We start from the raw sequence: 23,912 nt of genomic DNA on the forward strand, positions 1-23,912 counted from the left end.
ACTAAAAAAAAGAGAAAATTTCAGGTTAACTGAAATTTTCTCTTTTTTTAGTTTAATTCAGTTTTTTTCTCAAACTTTCTTCCATTTCATAGAATTTACTTTCAAGATCGTGAATCTTTTCGTAAATATTAATAGGATCCGGCATTTGTTTAGAGGCATACATACTTGCGTACCAAACTTCCAGGATATCTTCGGCATAAATAGAATACATGGGGTAATTTCCGTCTCTGTTATCAGATTTCAGGATTAATTTTCCGCTTTCCCTAATTCGATTTAAAACCCTTTTTACCACTACTCCATCATTTTTACTGATGATTACATAAATTCTTCCGTCAAGAATATCATCAAAATTATCTACATATTTTCCAAAAAGATAATCTCCGTCATGTATCGTTGTCGACATTGAGTTCCCTTTTATTTCAAAACATCGATACGTTCCGTTTTTTAGCATTGGCATACTAAACGAAGGAAGGCTTTCCATGTATTCAGGATCAGCATAACCGTCTAAATATCCCGCACGTGCCTTAACTCCAACAAAATTAATATTTTCTTCTCCAGCTTCATTTACCGTAATAATCTTTGGTAAATGCAATCCAACTTCAGCATTGGGTTTAGTAGTAAATATTTCATCACTTTCTCCAAAAAAATAATCCGGATTTACGTTACAGTGCTTAATTATACTTTGAAGGAGATCAAATCCAGGTTTTGTTCTTTTTCTATCTCCATCTGCCTGCAATCGTCCAATCGTGATACTATCAATTGTTGTACTTGTAACTCCTATTAATTTCGCAAATGAGTTATTGTTTAACTTCATCTCGTCTATAATACGTTTTATCTTAGTATGTATTTCCATGTTATAATTGCATTTATTTTTTTTATGTAATATGTTTTGAATATTATCAAACATTCCACTATATGTTGCAAAACTAAAAAATATAATGCAAATAACAGCACTCTTTTATATTTTTTTAATAAAACAACTGATTTTCAATACAATTGTAACCTCTTTCTTATTGTATTACTAGAACATATGGCATAAAAAAGCAAATCATATTACTGAAACTATTGCATTTTTTGTCTCAATATGTTGTATATTTTAAAACATATGTTGTATATTTGTAAAAAATAATCCATCATATGATTTTAAAAGAATTTTATAACGAGAAAAAGAGCGCAATCGAAACGGAGTTTTCAACGAATGCGCCAACAGTACAGCTTTACAGTGATGCTGTTTTTAAAACTGCTATTGAAGCGCCTTTAGTAATGTTTAAATATGATTCTATTTCATGGGAAACATCGTCTGAGAAAAACTATAAAGCAGATGTCTCTTTTTGTTTATACATTGTATTACCTATTGGTTCTGCTTCCTCTACAAGTTATGAAGAAGTATTCGAAATGGCACATCGCTTAGACAAAGCCGTCTTGTCTGCAACGAGCAATAATGCTTTTATAGATACCAATTCGACTTTTAAAGTAAAAGAAAAGCAATACAATAACGAGGAAGTTTACTGGAATAAAAATGACCATTTTATTTGGGAGATCACTTATAAAACAACATTAATTGAAAATATCCTAAAAAAGAAATATATCCTTTTTAATAATGGCTTAAGTAATGAAGCATTAGAAGAATTGGGATATGACCTGACTTCCGGAATAATAGGAATCAACCCTAATCAAGTTGAAGGAAATATAGAGTTAGATACCACAAGATAATCTAAACGGTCTATTAATTTACAGATAAATGGCATAACAATACCACAGCATACAAAACCAGATCTTAAATAAAATTAACCCATCCTTATTAAAACCCCAAAAATGAAAAGAAGCAGAACACTATTAGACAAAAGGAGAGATTATGTGATCAACTACCTAAATAGAAATCAAGCTAAACAAATGAAAGTTGTGGTATCTGAACTTTCGGATACTTTGTTCCTCACAGAGCGCACTATTTATACCATTATAAATGAAGGACTCGCTACAGAGGCCCGAGCTTAAAACACTGAAACTACTGGCTTTGACAACCAAAAAAATTGGAAAAAGCAACCTTGAACCTTAAATTTGTACCCGATATCAAAAGCAAATTTATCTCTTGGCCAAGAGCAAAATTCAATTGAAAAACCAGTTTTTATAAACCGTCCAAAAATACCAATCTACTTTTTGGATTCCAGATTACGAATACTTTTTCTTAAAAATTAAATCATTGATAATAATAAGCTTAGCAACTTGTTACAGTCCTTCTTTTGCCTTTTTTCAGGCAAAAACCAAAAACAAATTTTAAACAATTAAAACAATTTATATTATGAGTACATTAAACGATGTAGTGATTAACAAACTATCAGGCGGATTAGGAAGAAGAAATCCAGACCAGGATATGGTTTCAGGATTACTTTTTGACGGTGTTGCAACTACAAAATTAACAGTAAACAAAATTGAGCGCCTGGTTTCTCTAGAAGATGCCAAAGCATTAGGAATTACTGCTGATTATGATGTAAATGGACAATCAGCGTATTACCAAATTCAACAATTTTTTAGAATGAACCCTTCCGGAGACTTGTACATCATGGCATCTACAGGAGCTTCATACGCAGAGATTGCAGGAAAAGCAAAAGAAATGCAGGAAAAAGCAAACGGAAACATTCGTCAAATGGCAATTATATATTCTGGAGCGGCAACATTTGAAGATACTTTAGACGCTGCGGCTGTAGCAAAAACGCAAACTGAGCTTGCATACGTAGATTACATTCCTTTTGAAGTTATCCTTGAAGGAAAAGGATTTGATGCTGACTCTGCTACTAGTTTAGCCGAATTAAACGCAGAAAACGTATCTGTAGTAGTTGCTATGGATGTCGAGAAAGCGCTTGAACAAAAGTTAGTGAGAGAGGACAATAATACGGTTTACAATCTGGCTCCCGGGGAGAAATTGGCCCGAATAGAAGACACAAATGTTTTTAACGTAAAAACTAAAGACGGTTACAAAGAAGAAGATGGCGCTTTTCTTGAATTCACTTTTAGAGAGGTATACAAAAACACAGCAGCAGTTGGACTTGCGTTAGGAGCTGTATCAAGAGCAAAAGTATCTGAAAACATTGCCTGGATCGAAAAATTCAATCTTACCGGTGAAGGTTTTTCAAAAGCTGGTTTCATTGGCGGACAAGAAATTAAAACCCTTGGAACTTTAAGTGAGCTAAACGATAACAGATTCATTTTTGCAAAAACGCATACTGGCTTAGCAGGTGTTTATTTTAATGACAGCCACACTTGTACTACAGGAACATCTGACTTTGCTTATGTAGAAAACAACCGTACAATCAATAAAGCAACCCGTTTATTGCGTACTGCTTTGTTACCAAAATTAGCTTCTCCGGTTTTAGTAGACATTGATGGAAAATTGCCACAATCCGTTTCAAAAAGCTTTGAAGGCTTATGCAGAAGTGCTCTGGAAGGAATGGTAGCTAATCAGGAAGTTTCTGCTTTTGATGTGTATGTAGATCCAAAACAAAACATTTTGGCAACATCAGAATTAAAAGTAAAAGCAGAAATCACACCAATTGGAACTGCCCGTAAAATTACTGTTGATTTAGGGTTCAAAAATCCTTTTGGAATCGAAAAAGCATAATTTATTGAATTTCTTATAATTCAAAAACAATAAAATTTCATCAATAATATTACCACATTTCAATTGTTTAAAAACAAAGGTGATAGTTCCTGAGCGTTATCAGGATTAATAAAAAACAAATCAAGATACATATGAATAAATTACCATTAATTAACGGACAACAACACAGCTGGTCATCTATCGAAGTAAGTATTGCAGGTAACATCGTTACCGGAATCACAGCTGTAAACTATAGTGACTCAGTTTCTAAAGAAAACCATTACGGAGCCGGAGATATGCCGGTACACAGAGGCAGAGGAAAATATGAGGCAAAAGCGTCAATTACTTTATATAACTACGAAGTCGAAGCTATTTTGGCAGCTTTACCAAAAGGGCAAAGATTGCAGGATATTAATCCGTTTAGCATCATTGTGAGTTACCTTGATGACAGCAACGAAGTAATTACACACACAGTAAGAAACTGCGAATTCAACTCAAACAGCAGAGGAATTAGTCAGGGAGATACTAAAATTGCAGTTTCTTTTGACTTGATTTGTTCTCACGTTGAATGGAATTAATCATCCTGATAAATTCCTAAAATTATAATCCCCATTCCCCTCTAAAACCGACTTAAAAGAGAAACCCAATTCTATTGCGTTATGCAAAAAAGGAGTTCCTGGAACATGATTTTTGCCAGCAAATTTATTCTACAAGCTCTTTATTAGTCCGTTTAAAAAGGGAACCTACTTCAAGAGGCTGTTTTGAGATTATTCAACTCAAAAAAAATAACTCAGGCAGCCTCTTTTTTACCCGTGTCTAAGAAACAACAAAAAGACACCACTAAATCAGACATCAACTTACCTCTATCATACAACCCATAATAAGTTTAAAAATGGAAATAGCAAACTCAAAAAATATCGACGTTCTTGACGGAAATATTACTCAGGCACAACTCAACCAATGGAAATACAAACATAAAAAAGTAATTAAACTCACCATTGCAGATGATGACGAAACAATCTTATTTGCCTATTTCAAAAAACCGGATATCAGTATTCGTTCAGCCGTATTACAAGCTTCAAAAATGGATGAATTTAAAGCGCTTGAAGTATTATTTAAAAATTGCTATTTGGGCGGTGATGCCAAAATTGAGCAAGAAGACGATTTACGTCTTAATATTACCACAGCATTCTCAGATCATATTCAGCCAAAACCGGTTAAAATAGAAATTCTATAGTAAATACCTTTTTGCCCTTTCATAAAAAACCATCCTAATGAGTACCAGAAAACATATTATAGAACTAAAAGATACTAGTGCTTCTGAAATGGCCCGTTTTAGACGAATTATGCTTGGCATTTGGCGTCAGCAGATCGAAGATGATAAAAATGCTAGTGAAATGGAGAGATTTATTAATGAGAATATTGGATCTTTAATTAAAAAAGATTCAAATATTGATTATTATACAATAAATGATCAATCTGAATTAACTGATCCAAATTATAAATATTCTGGAGACTTCTATTCAAAAGACGGTCGTTATTTGGGCAATGAAGGCCTACCTGAAAACAAAGTATATATAGTTGAAAATGATGGCTATAAAATTCATAATACTGGTAAAGGAACTGCCGAAATAAGAATGGATAAGAGCAAAATAACTAATTTAACTGAAAAAACAGGGCTGACTCATTCGCAAATGTTAGATAGAGCCAATTGGATATACGCTGAAGGTGGATACAAAATACCAGAGTTTTATGCTTATACAATCGAAAATGCCTATAATGATAAAAACATTGCAAAAAAAAGGGAAAGCAGACTTTATCTATATTTGATGCAAGATGCAAGTGGAAGACTAGAAAAAGATAAATATTTCTCTGGCGGATATAAAAATCAAACTGGTAAACGTTTTTGGGATGCACGTGGTACAACTTCAATGGACAGCGACATGCAAAATACAATAGCTGCGGTAATAAAATCCAAACTATTTCCCGAAAAAGATCCAACTGGTGGTACAAATTCCTGGCTGGGTTATGAAAAAGGGATTCATCAAGGAGAATATTATATTGAATCACTAGGTTCCAGACATTTTTTTCAAAAGAGAAAACCTGGCAAATCTCTTAAGAAAACAACCATTAAAAAAGAATATAAAATAATAGATTAAAAAAATTATTATTCTCTATTATAAATCCGTTTTTCTGATCTGGAAAAATGGATTTTTTTTATCATTTATCTTGATTTTCAACCCAAAAAAATCAAGATAATCTATTGAAACTACTGACTTAAAATACATTAAAATTTTTAAAAAACACACTATTTCGGCGTATTTTTATATTATAATTAAAACACTTATTCCATTAAAATCACATTTTTAAAAAGGAATATTTACATCATTTACTTAAGAAATTCTTTCATCTTAAGTAAATCTCAAAACACAAATAATCTTACTAAATACTAAAACTTCAGATTGTCTTCAAACAATCAGAAAGGCTTTTTATTCTCAAAATTTAAAATCTTTAATACATACAAATATGGATCAAATAACAAAAAAACACATTGATTTGCTTCATCCTTCGGTTAGGGAAGAAGTTACTAAAATCATCGGGGAATGTGATCTTGCCTTAACCGGAAAGGCTAAAGTTCGCATTACGCAAGGACTCAGATCATTTCAGGAACAAGAAAACCTTTATGCTTTTGGCAGAACGAAACCCGGAAAAAAAGTAACAAATGCAAAAGGCGGACAATCCATTCATAATTATGGTTTTGCAGTAGACATTTGTTTAATTATAGATGGTAAAGTGGCTTCTTGGGATACGGTGAAAGACTGGGATAATGATCAAATTTCGGATTGGCAGGAATGTGTCAAAATTTTCGCCAAATATAATTGGAATTGGGGTGGAGACTGGAAAACATTTAAGGATCTTCCGCATTTTGATAAAAAAGGATATAGCGACTGGAAAGTACTCAGCAAGCTAAAACGCGACAAAAAAAACTATGTAATCTTATACAAATAATCAGATGAAATATTTAAAATTAAAACATACTGTATTTTTAATTGCCATCACTTTTGCAATTAGCTCTTGTACCTCAACCAGAACTGCCCTATTTGATCCTTACTCTTATCAAAAAACAACAGAGTTAAAAGTAGAAACTTCTAAATTAATGACTAAGGCAAATACACCTTATACTAATTATAAAGAAGAGATTGAGACTTTACAGCTCAACATTGAAAAATTGATCGAATACGAAAAAAACAAACCCAATAACGAAATCTCTTTTGAGATGTGGAAAATTCTAACCAATAAAGAAAAAAATCTTTTATCCGGATTTTTCAAGCGTTGGGAAACGAAAGTTATTTTATCTCCGCTTTTTATAGAAGAATCCAAAAAACAAATTTCAGATGCTTTGGATTTACTGATTCAATATGAAATTAAAAAAGACAAAGAGTCAAAAGATGCCCTTTTAGATTTAATCAACAGCAATACCTAAAACCATGAATAGCGAGCAACTTATAGAAGAGTTAAAAAGTAAATTAATAACGATTATAACAAAAAGTTATAAAGACAACAAAGCCGAATTAGAAAAAGATCTAAATGCGTTTTTAGAAACATCTAAAGAAAAACTGGAACGCTGGATGATTCTTTTTGCTTCTGGAAATCTAACCGAAGAAGAATTAGAATGGCTCTTAAAAAGTCAACTCGATTTAGTGGCATTACAAGCGCTTCAAACTACCGGAATTTCAAAAATAAAACTGAATGCTATTAAAAACAACATCATAAAAATGATTTTTAAAGTGATTATCGACATGATCATTCCTGGTGTTTAAAGATCTGGTTTTAGACTAAAAAAAACTAAATCAATTATCTGATTTTAAAAACTTTAACTACAAAAATCAACTTACTGAAACTACTGATTACTACCCCTTAAAATCTTGGTTAAAGGCAAATCATGGCGTATTTTTACAGTATCAAATAAAACATCATCTTTTGAGTATGGCGCGCAAATTCAAAGGAAGATATTCATTAATAAAAACAATAAATAATAACGACATATGAAAGATTTTATCATAGATGAGGACTTGTTAATTACAAATGGAGATTTCGCCATTAATGAGGCAGATCAGCAAAATATAGAACATCTATTGTTAAGCCAGAAAGGAAGTTATAAAGAGTTTCCTATTCTGGGAGTAGGAATAAAAAAATACATTAACAGTCCGGATGCAACCTCCAGGCTTAGACTAGAAAACGAAATAGACAAACAATTATCGTATGACAACTTCTATGTAAAAACATTAGACGTCAACGATTTACAAAACATTAAAATCGATGGGAACTATTAAACCACAAGAAAACCAAAACATTTTTGACATCTCTTTACAAGAGTATGGAAGTATCGAAAAAGTATTCGATCTTTTAGAAGACAATGACCAGTTTAACCTGACAGATGACATTTCTGTATACGAAGATTTAAAAATAGGCAGAGAAGCGTTTAAAAAGGATATTGTCGAATATTATAATTCGAGAAACTTAAAACCTGCAACGGCCATTTCTGACGAAGAGCAATATTTACTGGATAACTTCTCCGGAATTGATTACATGATTATTGAAGATGATTTTATCATTTATTAATAAACTATTCCTCATTTAAATTTCACCTTTTTAGAAATTTAAAAAACTGAAACTACATCTCTGTAGCATTCACAAAAAAAAAACATAAACAATTATCTATAAGCATATTACATGTCTTACAGGCTAATCTATATTAAAAAATCAAAATATGGCACGTACAATTGCTGAAATACAGAATGAAATTCTGATTGAGAAAGGGAAACAATCTTCCCTAAACGGCTTAACAGATTCATTATCGAATTCAAAGACTGCGATTTGGAAACTTTGGATTAATATCGTCGCTACTGCGATTTGGGTTCACGAAAAAGTGGTAGAAAAAAATGCCCTGATATCAAGACCTCACACTCTAAACTGGTATCGCGAACAGGCTTTAAATTTTCATTACGGAATGCCTTTAGATCCGGATTCGAGTAACGGAATGTCACTTATCTGGAAAGATGGTTCATATCAATTTGATACTACAGATTTATCTGAAGACGAAATTGAACAGGCAAAAATAATAAAATATTGCGCTGTTAGCGAAATTGACTTAGAAACAGTGCTTAAACCCAATCGCGATGTACAAGAAATTTTCTCTGATTATTTCCACAATAAAGTTGGGGTTGTTTTTATAAAAGTGGCTACGGTAAAAGAAGACAAAATTTCGAGAATCGATGTACCAAACGAGCTTTTTGCTTTTAAGGAATATATCGCTAAAATTAAAGATGCGGGAAATCAGGTTTTCATCACATCTGATCAGGGCGATAATCTTAAATTAAATCTGAATGTTTACATCGATCCTTTAACGATTTATATTAATCCAAAAGACATTGAATATTATCAACTCAAAAGTTTAAGCAGGGATTTAAATGACGAAGAACAAATCAAATTAGCGGCTTACGAATTAGCCTTATTAGAAGAACCATTAGATACAAGAAACGGCTCATTAATATTAGAAAGTGAAGTTTTTCCGGTATTGGATGCAGCAAAAGATCATTTAAAAAACATTGAGTTTAATGGCGCTTTTGTAAAAACATATCTTGTTGATGCCGTTCAGAAAGCAACGGGAGTTAAAATTCCGATATTGAAAAAGGTCGAAACGGGCTGGGCAACAAATCCCAGCGATGATCCTGAAACCCTTAAGGATGTAACCAATATTGAATATTTTATTCCAAATGCAGGATATTTTGATATGGATACACTTCAGGTTGAGGTAAATTACATTCCTTATACTTTCTACCGAGATAAACAATAGTCTAATATATATAAAATGAATAAATACACCGTTTTAAAATGGGAAAAGCTGTTGTTATGGCTCATCCCTCCTATTCTTCGAAAAAAAACACATTTTGACTGGCTCGATGTTTTATTGACTCCGCTTCATACCATTTACGAGGAGATTCTGTATAAAATGCAGCATACAGGTCAGGTTATTTACCTGGAAAAAGTGCTGAACGACACCTATAATCCAACGAAAATCTACAATCCTAATTTAAGCACCGAACAGAAACGATTAGAAGAGTTAATTTATATAGACGAATCGGTCAAACCAACTTTACAGTATGTATATCTGCACAAAGAGTATTACGAACCAGATGGCACTTTAATAATTCCGCAATTAAAAGTTTTTACGCATGAGGAATATAAAAACAGAAACAATAAAACTGTTTATCTCGCTCATCGTTCAGATTATACCACAATTGCTTACGCCAATTTCAGGGTATTTATTCCGGAAAGTTTAATAACAAATCAAACTATAATTGTCGAGCCCAATAAATCTGTACAATCAGAAGCAATTAAGGTTGCTAATATTGAATACCACAATTTGTTAAACTTTTATAAACTGGCTGGTAAAAGTTACGAAAGCTATTCGTACACATCAGGAAATAGAATATAAAAGCAAGACAACAAAATACTATAAAACAACAGACATTTAAATCCATAAAAATGAAACAAGTAAATTTTAGTCATTCAGGAGGATTTCCTCTCGAGCAAGAAACTTTAGAAAGACTTCAAACCGCGTACAGATCTGAATTATTTGGAGCTTTACAAAGCCATTTAAGCATCAATACAGGTTATAATTATATTGTAGCTCCAGCAACTAATGCTGCAAAAGGCTGGGCTATTATCCAACAAGACGAAAATAACCTCAAAGATTCCGGAAGGGCACTACCTCAAACAGAAGGAATTTTATACCCTATTGCCAAAGGTACTGATACTGGTTATCTAAAAACCACCAGAACAGGGGTAAATCTGGTATACGGAACCGGAGTTTCGCAAACTGCTTATTTTGATTATGAAGCAGAATACATCACTGAAACTGAATATGGTAACGGGATTTCTCAAAATAGCGATGCATTAAGAATAGAATATTATGATTTGGCAAATTTTAAAATCGTAAAAGATATTCAGTCGATACAAGCTGATATTGATACTATTAATCAAACATATCTCCCTCTGGATGGTTCAAAGGCAATGAAAGGCGATCTGGATTTAGACATTTATCAATTGTCAAAATTAGATATAAAAGAAACCCCTACAGCCAATGTAAGAGTTACAGATTTTAGATTGGGATCAACCTTAGGCAGAGCATTAGTAAACAATAATACAAAACTTACATTAAATTATAATTCAGATTGGCAAAATACTTCTATTGGAGGAAAAGTCTACTTAGAGAATTTAAATACATCAAATTCTATTGGCTCTTTCTTAGCAATAGACAGCTCAAATCAGGTTACTAAAAACAATATGGTAATCGATTTAATGGATCGTATTACAGCTTTAGAAAGCAAAATTACAGCTGCTGTCGCTGTCCCTATTGGAATGATAGCTATTTGGGGTAAAACAGATCCTATTCCGTCAGGTTGGGAAGAATATGTGCCATTAAAAGGAAAAATGCCTGTAGGGTTATTTAATCCAACTCCACAAGAGAGAGGTGATCTTCTGGATGGAGACGGAGGTAATGGTATAACGTATTACAGAGATGCTAATGGTTCTGTAGTATTTCCTTTTGATACTATGGGGAAAACTGCTGGTAGAATAGGCAGAATATTGAAAAAAGAAAATATCCCACCACTAGATATAACTTTACCAGTTTCGGCAGATGATAATAGCGGTGGTAATTATTACTATGTTAATGCTTCAGATGAGCAATATGGAGGTTTAAAAACATATACAGGCGCAGTAAATAATTCAAATGTTGCTGCACCTATAGATTTTACAAACCCTTACAGAGTAGTTCAGTTTATACAATATACAGGAGGATCTAGTGATACAATCCCACCAACAGCTCCAAATTTAATAATATCAAATATTGGAACTACAAGTATAACTTTAAGATGGACAGCTTCAAGCGATAACGTAGCTGTTACTAATTATATTTTATATAGAAGTGGTGCTTTGCCAATTCCGTTAGGCAATGTTCTTTACTATGATGCTAAAGGATTATCAACAGGAACAACTTACAGTTTTTATATTACAGCAGAAGACGCAGCCGGAAATATATCAACTTCCAATACTGTAAAAGAAACTACAAAGTCAATTGTAGAACCAACAACTCCGGATAATTTCACTGCTGCGTTAACGGGTGTTAATAGAATAGACCTTTCATGGATCATAAATACAAATAATAACATTGGGGTCGTTTATGAAATTTATAGAAAAGAGACATACCCCAATACACTTTTTGAACCAATTCATCAAACGAGTGAAACATATTATATTGACAGAACCATAAATAGTGATTTAAATTATACTTATTACGTAGTCGTATTAGATGCTGATGGAAAACCTACTTCTCATTCTACTAATGCAATTGAAGTAAAAGGGGACCCAAATATAAAAGATGAATAAAAATTGACCGATACAATTAACATCTAGGCATTGGATTGAAAAATTTAAAAATAAATCTAAATATCTAATTATAACGATCTTTTGGGGCTTGAAAACCCCAAAAGATTATTTAACTAAATCACTAAAAAAAAGAATTGTGTTTTACATATGCCACAATCGAATGGAAAGAGTTTTAAAGAAATTTAAGAAAAATTAGTTTATGCATTGACATAAGCAGAACATATGATGCGGAGCATTATTAAACGACAACTTTATTATGGAATCTTCAACAAATAAGTTTGGTGCTGTTCAGGAAACCATAAGTGATAATTTAGGCGAATGAAAAAGATAAAACACTATGGATTTTAGGAAAGAAATTTACCAACTTACTTGACGTTATTAGTTTTGATTACGCCCAAAAAAATCTATCGTAGAAGATTATAACCTATAAAAAACGGTGATGCATAAAATTTCAGAATATTCAAACGAAATAAAACTATTGCTTTACGGAATTTTTATTTACTTAGAAATGGATATAGAAATTGTTAAAGTACTGTTTTACCTTATGGTAATGGATACTTTTTTAGGCATTATCAAAACCATAGTATTAAGTAACGCTTTTAGTTTTAAAAAATTGGCTTTAGGATTTGTATCCAAATTAGCCGTATTGCTAATTCCAACTGCATTGGCATTAATGAGTATAGGACTCAATTACAACTTTAAATGGTTCGTAACCGTAGTAATGGACTTATTGATAGTGAGTGACGGAATTTCGATAATCAGCAATATTATTGCTATAAAGACAAAAAAAGAAGTAGAAAATTTCGACGCAATGACATTGATCCTCAAATCGGTAAGAGATCGATTAATACAACTCTTTAAAAAACTTTTAATTACAATAGATCCAAAATTTCACATAGAAAAATAAAAAAAATAAAAAGCAGGGAAGGTGTTTCAATATCTTCCCTGCTTTTTTTATGTTTAACTTAAAATAATACAAATTAAGAAATCAAATAGTGTAACATAATATGCTTTTAAACAGTTACATTTGAAACATACTAATTTAAAAATTTCATTATGAATACTTTAAATAATAAAAACAATGTTTCAAGTGCCAGAACATCCGATAAAAAAATGATATCAAAATCAATTTCATCGAGGACAAATGAAAAGAATAGTATCGAAATAAACAAAACGAAACAAAATCTAAACACGTTATAAGAGATTCTATGTTCGTTTACTTCTATAAACTTTATAAAAAAGCCTGTAAACACTAAATTTACAGGCTTTTTTATTTTCAATATTAGACAATCCTAAATCAAAATCAATCCGGATTTGCCAGTATTTTATACAATTCAGCATTCGAAATATAAAACTGATTCTCGATACTAATCTGAGACAGTTTTGCACTAACCAAATTATTTTCACGCGAATTAATCAGGAATATCGAGCTTTCACCAAAAGAGAATAACTTTTCTTCTGAACTTAGCATCGTCATATAATCTTTGACCAGATTGTCTATCACTGCTTTTTGTCTTTTTAGTGATGCAATTTCAGTTTGCTGCGCTTTTATTTTGTTTTTAAGCTCGAGTCTCTGCTGATCGATATCAAACTTTAAATCCTGAATTTTTAGTTTGGCTAATTTTAGACCTCCGCGTTCTTTCCTTAGAAAAATTGGAATACTAAAATCGATATTAAACTTGTAATCATCGGCATTAAAAGAATCAAAATAAGACGGTTCAGAAATATAATTGTACCCCACATTTACCTTTGGCAACAGCGAATTTGCTTTAAGCTGTCTATTAATTTCGAGCATAGACATTTTAGTTTCCAGAGCCTGGATTTTAGGATGTGTTTCCAGTGTTTCTGAATTTACCATCATTGCTGCCGTTTTTAGCGTTTCTTCAAGTGTCTGAATTAAATTTTGTTCCGGTTTTACATTATCTTCTAACTCAACCGGAACACTTTCGATCCATAAATAATTAGAAAGATTAAGTTTTGCTTTTGCCAGTTTCAGATTTCCGTTTTCTACATTCAGCTCTCTGTTTCTAACCGTAATTCCTGCCTCGACGCTATCTATTGCAGGAGAATCTCCATATTCTATCAGTTTTTTTACGCCTGCAAAACGCGTACTTGCAAACCCAAGATAACTTTTATAAAGCTGGGCTTCGTTATAACTTTTTCTCCATTCAAAATACGCTTCACTTGCTTTGTACAAAACCTCGATTGCTCGTAACTTTCGCTGCGCATCACTCAATTTTATCTGCAATTTTCCTTCTCTTACATCCGCCATTCGCTGGTTGATAAACATTCCCTGACCTAAGGCAAGGTTAATTCCTAGAGAAGTTAATCCTGCTTCGGGAGTACGATTTTGAGGGTTGTAATATTGTCCGTCGGTTTGGTCAAAACCTGCTTTGATTTCGACACCATACCAGGTAGGAATTTTAAAACTGCTGTTTAACAGCGAATAATATTCTGTTCCTTTAAATTCTTTTTTATTATAATCTACTTCAATTTTTGGATCAAATCCACCGCGGGCAGCCATAAGCATTGCCTGTGCACTGCTTACTTCAAGATTAGCCTGTTTTACCAGCGGATGATACTTTTTTACATATCCCAAAAATTCGCTGTAACTTAATTCCTCTTTATTAAAATCCTGACTATAAGATGCCGAAAATCCAAATAGAAATAAAAAGGAAAACAATTTTATCATATCCTTCATCTTATTTTTTCTCCTTTCCTTTTTCTTCTTTTGCATCAGACTTGTAATAATTAGGCGGAAAACCATTTAGGTTACGCCATATTTCATACCATACAGATACGGTTTCCAGTAAGGCAATACTTTGCGCACCGGCTCCTATGCTCAGTTCTTTTGGCCATTTTTCTTCTTTATTACCATCTGGAGCAATGAGCACCCTGTATTTTCCGTTGGCACTTATAAAGTTCTCGATTGCCACAACTTTACCTCCAAAAGTTCCGTACGACAATCCCGGCCATCCTGAAAATACGATTCTTGGCCATCCGTCAAACCAAACCCTAACTCCTGCACCACGATGTACCAGCGGTAAATCGATAGGATCTACATAAGTTTCAACCGCAATATCATAATCTGCAGGCATTATACTTACTATTGGCGTTCCTTCTTTGATTGTTTCACCAAGACCCGTCAATAAAGCACGATTTATGTAGCCACTTTGAGGCGCTGTAATATAATACATTCCATTTCGCATGCTATAATTTACATATTGATTCTGTAATTTATTGACCTGGGCTTCTGTATCATATTGGGTGCTTAAAGCGGTAAACTTATCACTTCTTGATTTCGAAATTTTTTCAGAATACTCTGCCGTAATTCGGTTTATCTCAACTCTCGCATTTATAAGTTCATTTTTACTGCTTAGCAATTTATTTTGCTGCGTGATAATATAAGCCTCGGATTCTTGTAGTTTCAGTTTTTTCTGTTCCACATCTGTAAGCGGTTTTAATCCTTCTTTGTTAAGTGCCGTCGAACGGGTAAATTGTGTTTGGGCAATTCGTAACTGCGTCTTAATCGCTTCAAGATCCATACTGTCACTTTTTATTTTCAGTTGGGCTTGTTTGATTTTATTTTGCGCTTGCTGTAATTTTAATTCCCTTTCAGTATTCAGCGACTTTGCCTGAACATCAAGCGAAGTCACTTTATCGCCATAAGATTCTACAGCCATTTTTTTAGCATCAACCTGATCTTTAGTATTTCCAACCAAATTGGGATCTAAATAATCTTCTTTGGTTTCTGAAATAAAAAGAATCGTATCGCCTTTTTTTACATAATCACCTTCTTTTACAAACCATTTTTCGACCCTTCCGGCAATAGCATTGTGAACCGTTTGCGGTCTTTGGTCTGGTTTTAAAGTCGTAACTGATCCGCTTCCTGAAATATTCTGTGTCCACGGAAGAAAAAGGCAGGCAAATGCAAAAATCAAAAACCCAATTATAATTCTGTTTAAAATTTTATAGTGCGGTCTTCTCGCAACACTGGTGATCGACGCGTATTGTCCCGGCGTTATCAGTATATTATTATCTTTAGATATGTTGAGCATATGATTAAAGCTTTATGTCGTTAATAATTTTTCCATCATCAATCGTGATCATACGGTCGCATTTATTCTTCCAGATATCGTTTTTAGAAGTAATAATTACCGTCCAGTTATTTTCTTCAGAAAGTAAAAAATCAACAATTTTATTCGAAGTCAGTTCGTCCATTTTATCAACAGGATCTTCCAGGAATAATATATTAGGTTTATGGACAATGCTTCGTGCCAAAAGAATTTTTTGAATATCTGATGCCGAAAGTTCACTTCCGCCCGGATGAATCTGATTTTCCAATCCGTTAGGAAAAGTTTTAATATACGGCGTAAGACACACATTATCAAGCGCCCATTTTAAATCATCATTATTAATGGTTTGATTTCCAAAAAGAATATTTTCCCTAATCGTACCCGCAAAAAGCGTATCACCCTGCAGGAATGTTCCCGCCTGTTCCCTGTAAGTATCTTCGTTAAGACGGTTCATATAATTATCTGTAACATACATATCACCACTTTCCGGTTCGAGCAAACCTGAAAGTAAACGCAACAGCGTACTTTTTCCTGCACCGTTTGTTCCTTTTAATATAATTTTCTCTCCCTGAGATATTTTAAGGTTGATGTTTTTTAGTGACTTTTTATTGTGATTAGGATAATTATAGGCAATACTTTCTGTCTCAATATTAATTCCGGTATTGCTTACGGCTGAGGTTTGCGGAATACCTGAAATCTCCATATCTGTAACCTGTCCAATTTTTTCTACCGAAGTCAGAACATCATAAAAAGATTCTAACCCAAATATGATTTTTTCTACCGAGTTAATCAGTAATACAATAACAATTTCTGCTGCCACAAACTGCCCAATGTTCATTTGATGATGAATTACCAGAAAACCACCAATCGACAAAAGGGCAGCCGTAACAATAACTTTAAAAATGGTAAGCTGAATGTATTGCTTTTTCATGACCTGAAAATGCTTCTCGCGATTATTTACATATTGGCTTGCATAACCGTCGTTTCTGTTCAATGCATATTCAAAACCGCCTTTTCTTCGAAAACTTTCGCGGTTACGAGCGATTTCCTGAATCCAGGCCGCGACTTTATATTTAAACTTAGATTCATTAAGACTAGTTTCCAAACCGTCTTTATACGAAAATTTAAAAATGATATATAAAATAACGATAAACAAAAGACCAATTACCGTAAAAAAGGAATGATATAAAACCAATAAAATGATCCCGAGTCCTACTTGCAAAAAAGCAGTACAAAAGTCTAAAAGCAGTTTCGCCGTTCCTTTTTGAACCATTAATGTATCAAAAAATCGGTTGGCTTTTTCGGGAGCATATTCAGAATACATTTCTTTAAATTTGATTAAAGGCATTCTGTAAGCAAATTCAAATGAAGATCGCACAAAAATTCGCTGTTGCAGGTTTTCAACAATTCGAAGTTGCAAAATCGTCAGAACACCGCCAAAACCAACACCCACAGTCACCAGAAAAACCAGTACTACCCAGGAAACGCTGACTTGCCCACTTTGAATAAAATTAATAATAGCCTGAATTCCTAAAGGCAGAGAGAGATTTACAATACCGCCAAACGCAGCATAGAATATAATTTGATATACGTCACGCTTATCAAGCGCCAGTAAATTAAAAAAACGTTTTAATGGTGTCATGAATTTATAGTATAAATACAAGATTAATATTAGACATTAATATACGGTAAATACCATACAAAGGATTATAGAATTTATCTACTCCTATCAAAATTAAGCATTTATAAAATAGCGCGGGGTGGTCTTAAATGTATTTTTCCATAAAATCCAAACAAAAAAACAGGATTATCAATATGATTTTTTCCTTTAGAATCTATTAGAAAGTATAATGGTGTTATCGAAGCATGATGCGGAATTAAATAATCTAATAAAATACTTCCTTTTGCCAGTTTTGCAGTTTTGGTGTCTTTTGTTTCGTAATCATCCAATTCTTCACGGATACCGTCACATTTGAATATTTTTTTAAGCAAATTGCAGGTAATTCCCTTAACGGAATGCGTTTCGGAATTATCATTTATTATATGGCTGATACTGCTTGATATATTAATACTACTCAATAAAAAATAGCCAATTAGTAACACCTGAAGGCATTTACAGAAAAGACTATTTTTAATTTTATTCAGCATTTTATCAGAAATCAAAGTTATATTATGAGATAAAAATCAAAATCATAAGGACCGTTTCAGCTCTGTTTTTGGATACTGAAACAATCCTGATTGAATCCATTTTTATCAAAAAAATGTACAAGCGCGCAATTTAAATCTAAATTTTCGCTGCTACATTAGAATAACATTAGAATTTCATGACACGTAGATACATCTCTTATTATCAATAAATTAAAAAATTATCATTCTGCTTATTCAAGCTTTTTTTTCAAACATTTACATATTTATAAAAAAAAAGAGACAATAAACACGAAACATTTATAACTGAAATTTCTTGGAACAGGCAGTATTACATCATATTTAAATGATAGTTTTTAATCTGTATTTTAAAATATAATTCACATTAAAAAAATATTTTAATAATTGAGCGTAATTCTTATAATTATTTAAAAAATATAGTAAGTTTGTAAAGGACACCTAACTATAAAAGCGATGAGTTTAAAAGATTTATTAGACAATAGTAAAGATAAAAGTCTTTCAGGCCAAAAATGGCACATGCTAAGACAATCTATAACAAAGCGTTTGCTGTCAGGAGGCAATGCAACTATTGCCGAATTAAGTACTGAATTACAATCAAGTGTTCCAACCGTTACCAAAGCTGTCAACGAATTACTGACTGAAGGTTATGTAGTCGATATGGGAAAAATTACCAATAGCGGCGGACGAAGACCATCCTTATATAGTATCAACCCAACCTGTGCTTACTTTTTAGGTGTTGAGGTAGGAATAAGCAGCATGTCTATTGGATTACAAAATATAAAAAATGAATTGGTTAGCGTAGAACTTGGAGCATCATTTATTTTAGAAAATACCCAGAAATCATTATTAAAATTCTGCGAACTCATCAACTCATTTATAGAAGACAGCTCTGTAGATAAAAAACTTATTGTTGGGGTTTGCATTAACTTTTCAGGCCGAATCAATTCTATGGAAGGTTTTAGTTATAACTATTTCTTTAGTGAAAACAGGCCTTTGAACGAGATCATATCAGAGCAATTAGATCTTCCTGTTCATCTGGAAAACGATACGCGCGCAATGGCTTTTGGCGAATATTGCGAAGGTGTTGTAGACGACGAACAAAATATAATATTTGTAAATTATAGCTGGGGAGTTGCTATTGGGATGATAACGGATGGAAAACTGTATTACGGAAAATCAGGTTACTCAGGAGAATTTGGACATAGTACTATTTTTAATAATGATATTATGTGCCAATGCGGAAAACTGGGTTGTCTCGAAACCGAAATTTCAGGTTGGTCCTTAATTAACCAGTTCAAAGAAGCTGTAAAAGAAGGTAAACAATCAAAAGTTGTACTTGACGAAACTTCTTCTGCATTACAGCATAATGCCATTATTGCCGGCGCAGTAAATCTTGAAGACACCCTTTGTGTTGATCTTGTTACCCAGCAAAGCGAAAAAATGGGACGTTATTTATCTATTCTATTAAATATCTTCAATCCTGATCTACTGGTAATTGGCGGAGATTTCGCACAATTAGGAGACTACGCATTACTACCCATTCAATCTGCATTAAAAAAATATTCATTAGGTTTAGTCAACCGCGACATGAAGCTAAAAAGGTCTGCTTTAGGCCGTCGTGCGGGCGTTATAGGCGCTTGTTGCGTGATCAAAGAGAAGATGTTATTTCCTCTAATTAATAACTAAATTTCACAACTACTTCTTTATTATTAAAATATTTTAATAACTAATATTGTTATATTAAAATATTTTATATCTTTACTTCGTAATAATAAATTAATTTATTCATAATAATTTCATAACATTTAAATTAATAGTGAATTTTCAATGTTAAAAGTTCTCTAATAGTATATTAAGTGTTTTAAAAAAAAGTATAAATCTAAAACTGATCTTTATTAATAGAATAGCTTTTTAATAACCCCGCATTTCAAAAAACAAAATAAATAAACCCAAGATGATAAAAGCATCTTAATAACATCAGAAAAATACAAGTTTTTTATATCAAGTAAAATTTAAAGATCAGCATAAATACAAATACAATCATCGCGTAAATAATAATTTTCAAACATAAAAAAGCCAGCTAATGCTTGCAACATCGCTGGCCGGTTCCTCCTGGAACAATGACTTGAAAATTAATAAACAGACCTTTAACAAAGTTATTATTAACCAAACCATTACAAAAGTATGAAATTATTGCCTAAAAGTAAACCTAAAAATTGTAGGTTTACTCCTAAACACGGAAAAGTTATAAAATTGACGTCCACGTTGCTTTTAGTTTTTACCATGCAACTCGCAACTGCAAAAACAGAAAAAAGCATTACACTTACAAACAAAAATGTAAACAGAGTTGATCCGGTTCAAAAGAAAGTGACCGGTACCGTTACAAATGAAAAAGGAGAAGCTTTACCTGGTGTAAATATTATTGCCAAAGGAACTACATTTAGCGCACAAACTGATTTTGACGGAAAATTTACGATCGAAGTACCTGATAATGCCACTACATTAGTTGTATCTTATATAGGTCTTCAGGAACAAGAAGTTGCAATTGGTACTGCGCCTCTTACTATTGTTCTAAAAGAAATAGGACAACAAATGAATGAAGTAATTGTAGTAGGATATGGTTCTCAAAACCGAAGAACTTTAAGTACTGCAGTTTCTAAACTGGATAAAAAAGTATTAGAAAATGTACCTTATTCAAACGTAACACAATCATTGCAAGGAAACGTAACTGGTTTGGTCGTAAAAACTTCATCTGGTCAACCCGGAAAAGCTTCGAATATTTTAGTTCGTGGAGGTACTTCTATCGATAATCCGGCTGGTGCAACTCCTTTATATATAGTAGATGGTGTTATTCGTACTCAGATCGATGATATCAACTCTCTTGATATTGCTTCACTTCAGGTTCTTAAAGATGCTGCAGCAACATCAATCTACGGAGCAAGAGCTTCTAATGGTGTAATTATCATTACTACAAATACCGGAAAAGCTGGTAAAATGAAAGTTACCTACAATGTTTCGACTCAAAGCAGCACGATTGGTAAAAAATACGACTTTATGGGTGGCGGAGATTATATCAAATTTCAACGTCAGGGACTTTATAATGCTGCCGAAATTGCAGGACTTTCTACCACAACAGGTATTGCAAGATTGGGTCAGCTTACAGGTGCAACTCCTGCAGGTACGGGAAATAATCTTCAAAACAATACTCCGTTTGCTACCTTATTAAAATCTAATTTAACACCGGATTCAGTAGCACAATTACAAGCAAAAGGATGGCAGGAACTACAAGATCCGTTAAATCCTAACAGCACTATTATGTACAAAAGTACAGACTGGAACGATGTATTATTTCAAACTGCAATGACCCAAAGTCATACATTAGGTTTTAGTGGAGGAAATGAAACCGGAGTTTTCGATCTAAGTTTAGGATATTTAAAAGGTGATGGTATTACCATATTTACAGGATATCAAAGATTTACCAGTAAATTGAATGCTTCATTAAAAGTAGCAGACAACTTTACTATTAATGGCCGTATGTTATTTTCTAAAGCGAGCAATAATCAAGTGGTTGCCAATAGTGTTGTTTTCAACCGATATTTAGGAAACTCACCTACAACAAAATTATATTTAGAAGACGGAACATTAGCTCCGGGTCAAAATAACATTAACGGAAATCCATTGTATCAAATGGGGAAAGTTAAGGGAATCAACGAAAATAATAAATTACAAATGAGCGTTGATGGTGAATTGAAACTTGCCAAAGATTTTACCTTCACTCCATCTATGTCGCTTTATAGCGAAAACGAAAATGACAACACTTTTCAACAGGCATTTTTAAGCGGAAGCAGCGGTTTGGTAGACAATACGCGTACAGCAACACGATTAAGTAATCAAATTTCGCAAGTACAATATGAAGGAGTTTTTGCTTATAAAAAAGATTGGGAAAATATTGGTGATTTTGATGCTAAGTTAGGAGCTTCTAAATACGACAGAACCATAAAATCTTTTAACGCTTCAGGAAAAGGAAGCCCGTCAGATTTAGCACAGACTTTAGACTCATCTCCTATTCCGGTTTCGGTTTACAGCAACAATACTAAATTGGTTTTAAACAGTGTTTTTGGCCGTTTAAACTACGATTACAAAAACCGATATTTTGCAACAGCATCTTTCCGTTATGATGGTTCATCAAGTTTAGGACCTGATAACAGATACGGTTTCTTTCCGGGAATTTCGGCAGGATGGAATATGCAGGAAGAAAAATTCTGGGAAGCTGCAATGCCAAAATTTGTTTCTTCGCTTAAACTTCGTGGAAGTTATGGTGTAAATGGTAACTTAGGAACATTAGGCGATTTCCAGGCTGGCGGATTATATTCAGGTTCAACAAACAGTATCGCAAATAGTTACAACGGACAATCAGCAATTATAAACTCACAAATTGCAAATCCGGGTTTAAAATGGGAACAATCTGAAACCGTAAATGGTGGTTTCGATTTAGGTTTCAATGAAGATAAAATCAGAATTATTGGAGATTTCTATAACAAGTTAACATCTGATTTATTAACGAACTTAACGCTTCCTTCTAATAGTGGATTCTCTACAGTTTTAACCAATCTTGGAGGATTAAGAAGTAAAGGTTTCGAATTAGAAATTCAAGCAAATGTTTACAACCAAAACGACTGGAAAATTAATGTTGGAGCAAACGTTTCTCACAATACCAACACGATTGAAAAACTTCCATCAAACGGAAATTTAAACAACAGAATTGGCGGAACTGAGATTTTCGATCAAAATAGTGGTACATACCAATATGTTGGAGGCTTACAGGAAGGACAAAAAATTGGAAATTTCTACGCACACAAACAATTATATATTCTTTCGACTCAGGCAGAAGCAGATGCTTATAACTTAAAAGTGCATGATACTTATGTAACTAAAACAGCTGCCGGAGGTGGTAATCCTGAAGGTAAAAAATTCGCCGGAGATGCCGTATTTGAAGATACTGACAACAATGGTGTAATCGACAGCAGAGACAGAAAATACATGGGTAATATGTTCCCAACATTTGTAGGAGGTTTTAATTTTGATGCTGCTTACAAAGGATTTTCTTTAACGGTAAGAACAGATTACTCTTTAGGCGCTACAATTTACAACGAAGCAAGAGCACGTTTCTTAGGTCAGTTTCAGGGTAACTACGGATTATTGGCAGAAAGCGGACAATCATGGCAAAAAGAAGGTGACATTACAGATGTACCTCGTTACCGTTGGGCAGATCAAACGAACCAAAATAACTTATTTAGATCAGAAGCTAGTGGAGCTGCTTACAACACCAATATGTTTCAGGGAAACAGCCGTTACTACGAAAGTGGAGATTACTTGTGTATTAGAGAAATTACCTTTAGTTATAATTTCCCAAAAGAATGGGTTGAGAGAGCGAAGTTAGCCTCACTTCGTATGTATATAACAGGAAGTAACTTATATTACTTTACTAAATACAGCGGATTAAGCCCTGAAGTACAAGGTATCGACGGAGGATCTAGTTTAGGATTGTCTGCAGCAGGTTCAACAGGAACCTATCCAGTTCCAAGAAATATTATCCTTGGTTTAAACATCAGTTTGTAAAT

The 23,912-nt window shown here is 33.1% G+C and carries 21 protein-coding genes; 16 read left to right on the forward strand and 5 right to left on the reverse strand.

The genetic code is table 11. The features are described from left to right. Positions 1–52: 52 nt before the first annotated feature. Positions 53–853, reverse strand: coding sequence for a S24 family peptidase (locus tag BXU01_RS09960; protein ID WP_083693289.1), 801 nt, complete (start codon positions 851–853; stop codon positions 53–55). 284 nt (positions 854–1,137) lie between these two features. On the opposite strand from BXU01_RS09960, the gene BXU01_RS09965 reads away from it, so the two are divergent. From BXU01_RS09965 to BXU01_RS10030, 14 genes are all read left to right on the forward strand, one after another. Further along, on the forward strand, positions 1,138–1,713 hold the full coding sequence (locus tag BXU01_RS09965; RefSeq protein WP_083693075.1) for a hypothetical protein: 576 nt from the start codon (positions 1,138–1,140) through the stop codon (positions 1,711–1,713). Between the two features lie 586 nt (positions 1,714–2,299). Further along, a complete protein-coding gene (locus BXU01_RS09970; protein WP_083693077.1) occupies positions 2,300–3,616 on the forward strand; it encodes a DUF2586 domain-containing protein in 1,317 nt (438 codons plus the stop codon). 131 nt (positions 3,617–3,747) lie between these two features. Then, positions 3,748–4,173, forward strand: a complete 426-nt coding sequence (locus BXU01_RS09975) for a hypothetical protein (RefSeq protein WP_035684757.1) — start codon at positions 3,748–3,750, stop codon at positions 4,171–4,173. 314 nt (positions 4,174–4,487) lie between these two features. Then, positions 4,488–4,832 carry a hypothetical protein gene (locus tag BXU01_RS09980; RefSeq protein WP_083693078.1) on the forward strand — a complete coding sequence of 115 codons (345 nt, stop codon included), beginning with the start codon at positions 4,488–4,490 and terminating at the stop codon, positions 4,830–4,832. A gap of 37 nt (positions 4,833–4,869) precedes the next feature. Further along, on the forward strand, positions 4,870–5,754 hold the full coding sequence (locus tag BXU01_RS09985; protein ID WP_083693079.1) for a hypothetical protein: 885 nt from the start codon (positions 4,870–4,872) through the stop codon (positions 5,752–5,754). A 367-nt stretch (positions 5,755–6,121) separates the two neighbouring features. Further along, positions 6,122–6,604 (forward strand): M15 family metallopeptidase, encoded by a 483-nt coding sequence (locus BXU01_RS09990; protein WP_083693080.1) that lies wholly within the window; start codon positions 6,122–6,124, stop codon positions 6,602–6,604. Between the two features lie 4 nt (positions 6,605–6,608). After that, positions 6,609–7,079 (forward strand): hypothetical protein, encoded by a 471-nt coding sequence (locus BXU01_RS09995; protein ID WP_083693082.1) that lies wholly within the window; start codon positions 6,609–6,611, stop codon positions 7,077–7,079. Between the two features lie 4 nt (positions 7,080–7,083). Continuing rightward, the gene (locus tag BXU01_RS10000; RefSeq protein WP_083693083.1) at positions 7,084–7,416 is read left to right on the forward strand and encodes a hypothetical protein; all 333 of its coding nucleotides are present in this window, start codon (positions 7,084–7,086) and stop codon (positions 7,414–7,416) included. A 225-nt stretch (positions 7,417–7,641) separates the two neighbouring features. Then, a complete protein-coding gene (locus tag BXU01_RS10005) occupies positions 7,642–7,929 on the forward strand; it encodes a hypothetical protein (protein WP_055095925.1) in 288 nt (95 codons plus the stop codon). Then, complete coding sequence (locus BXU01_RS10010; protein ID WP_083693084.1) at positions 7,916–8,218, forward strand: hypothetical protein; 303 nt, start codon at positions 7,916–7,918, stop codon at positions 8,216–8,218. The genes BXU01_RS10005 and BXU01_RS10010 overlap by 14 nt, the downstream gene beginning before the upstream one ends. A 148-nt stretch (positions 8,219–8,366) precedes the next feature. After that, positions 8,367–9,452 (forward strand): hypothetical protein, encoded by a 1,086-nt coding sequence (locus BXU01_RS10015; protein WP_083693085.1) that lies wholly within the window; start codon positions 8,367–8,369, stop codon positions 9,450–9,452. Between the two features lie 15 nt (positions 9,453–9,467). After that, a complete protein-coding gene (locus BXU01_RS10020; RefSeq protein WP_083693086.1) occupies positions 9,468–10,094 on the forward strand; it encodes a hypothetical protein in 627 nt (208 codons plus the stop codon). Between the two features lie 50 nt (positions 10,095–10,144). Continuing rightward, complete coding sequence (locus BXU01_RS10025) at positions 10,145–12,049, forward strand: fibronectin type III domain-containing protein (RefSeq protein ID WP_083693087.1); 1,905 nt, start codon at positions 10,145–10,147, stop codon at positions 12,047–12,049. A 439-nt stretch (positions 12,050–12,488) separates the two neighbouring features. Then, positions 12,489–12,956 carry a phage holin family protein gene (locus BXU01_RS10030; RefSeq protein ID WP_083693088.1) on the forward strand — a complete coding sequence of 156 codons (468 nt, stop codon included), beginning with the start codon at positions 12,489–12,491 and terminating at the stop codon, positions 12,954–12,956. 396 nt (positions 12,957–13,352) lie between these two features. On the opposite strand, the gene BXU01_RS10035 is transcribed toward BXU01_RS10030, so the two are convergent. The 4 genes from BXU01_RS10035 to BXU01_RS10050 all read right to left on the reverse strand — a co-directional run bounded on the left by BXU01_RS10035 (position 13,353) and on the right by BXU01_RS10050 (position 18,204). After that, positions 13,353–14,750 carry a TolC family protein gene (locus tag BXU01_RS10035; RefSeq protein ID WP_083693290.1) on the reverse strand — a complete coding sequence of 466 codons (1,398 nt, stop codon included), beginning with the start codon at positions 14,748–14,750 and terminating at the stop codon, positions 13,353–13,355. Position 14,751: 1 nt separating this feature from the next. Continuing rightward, entirely contained in the window at positions 14,752–16,107 is a 1,356-nt protein-coding gene (locus BXU01_RS10040; RefSeq protein WP_083693089.1) for an HlyD family secretion protein, read from the reverse strand. 4 nt (positions 16,108–16,111) lie between these two features. After that, entirely contained in the window at positions 16,112–17,767 is a 1,656-nt protein-coding gene (locus BXU01_RS10045) for a peptidase domain-containing ABC transporter (RefSeq protein ID WP_083693090.1), read from the reverse strand. Between the two features lie 101 nt (positions 17,768–17,868). After that, positions 17,869–18,204 carry a hypothetical protein gene (locus BXU01_RS10050; RefSeq protein ID WP_255373734.1) on the reverse strand — a complete coding sequence of 112 codons (336 nt, stop codon included), beginning with the start codon at positions 18,202–18,204 and terminating at the stop codon, positions 17,869–17,871. A gap of 540 nt (positions 18,205–18,744) precedes the next feature. Here BXU01_RS10050 and BXU01_RS10055 point away from each other — a divergent pair. Both BXU01_RS10055 and BXU01_RS10060 read left to right on the forward strand, forming a co-directional pair. Further along, the gene (locus BXU01_RS10055; RefSeq protein WP_083693092.1) at positions 18,745–19,977 is read left to right on the forward strand and encodes an ROK family transcriptional regulator; all 1,233 of its coding nucleotides are present in this window, start codon (positions 18,745–18,747) and stop codon (positions 19,975–19,977) included. A gap of 498 nt (positions 19,978–20,475) precedes the next feature. Beyond that, positions 20,476–23,910 carry a TonB-dependent receptor gene (locus BXU01_RS10060; protein ID WP_083693093.1) on the forward strand — a complete coding sequence of 1,145 codons (3,435 nt, stop codon included), beginning with the start codon at positions 20,476–20,478 and terminating at the stop codon, positions 23,908–23,910. Positions 23,911–23,912: the final 2 nt, after the last annotated feature.

Origin of the sequence: [Flexibacter] sp. ATCC 35103, assembly GCF_001975985.1 — a bacterium.
GTDB lineage: Bacteria > Bacteroidota > Bacteroidia > Flavobacteriales > Flavobacteriaceae > Flavobacterium.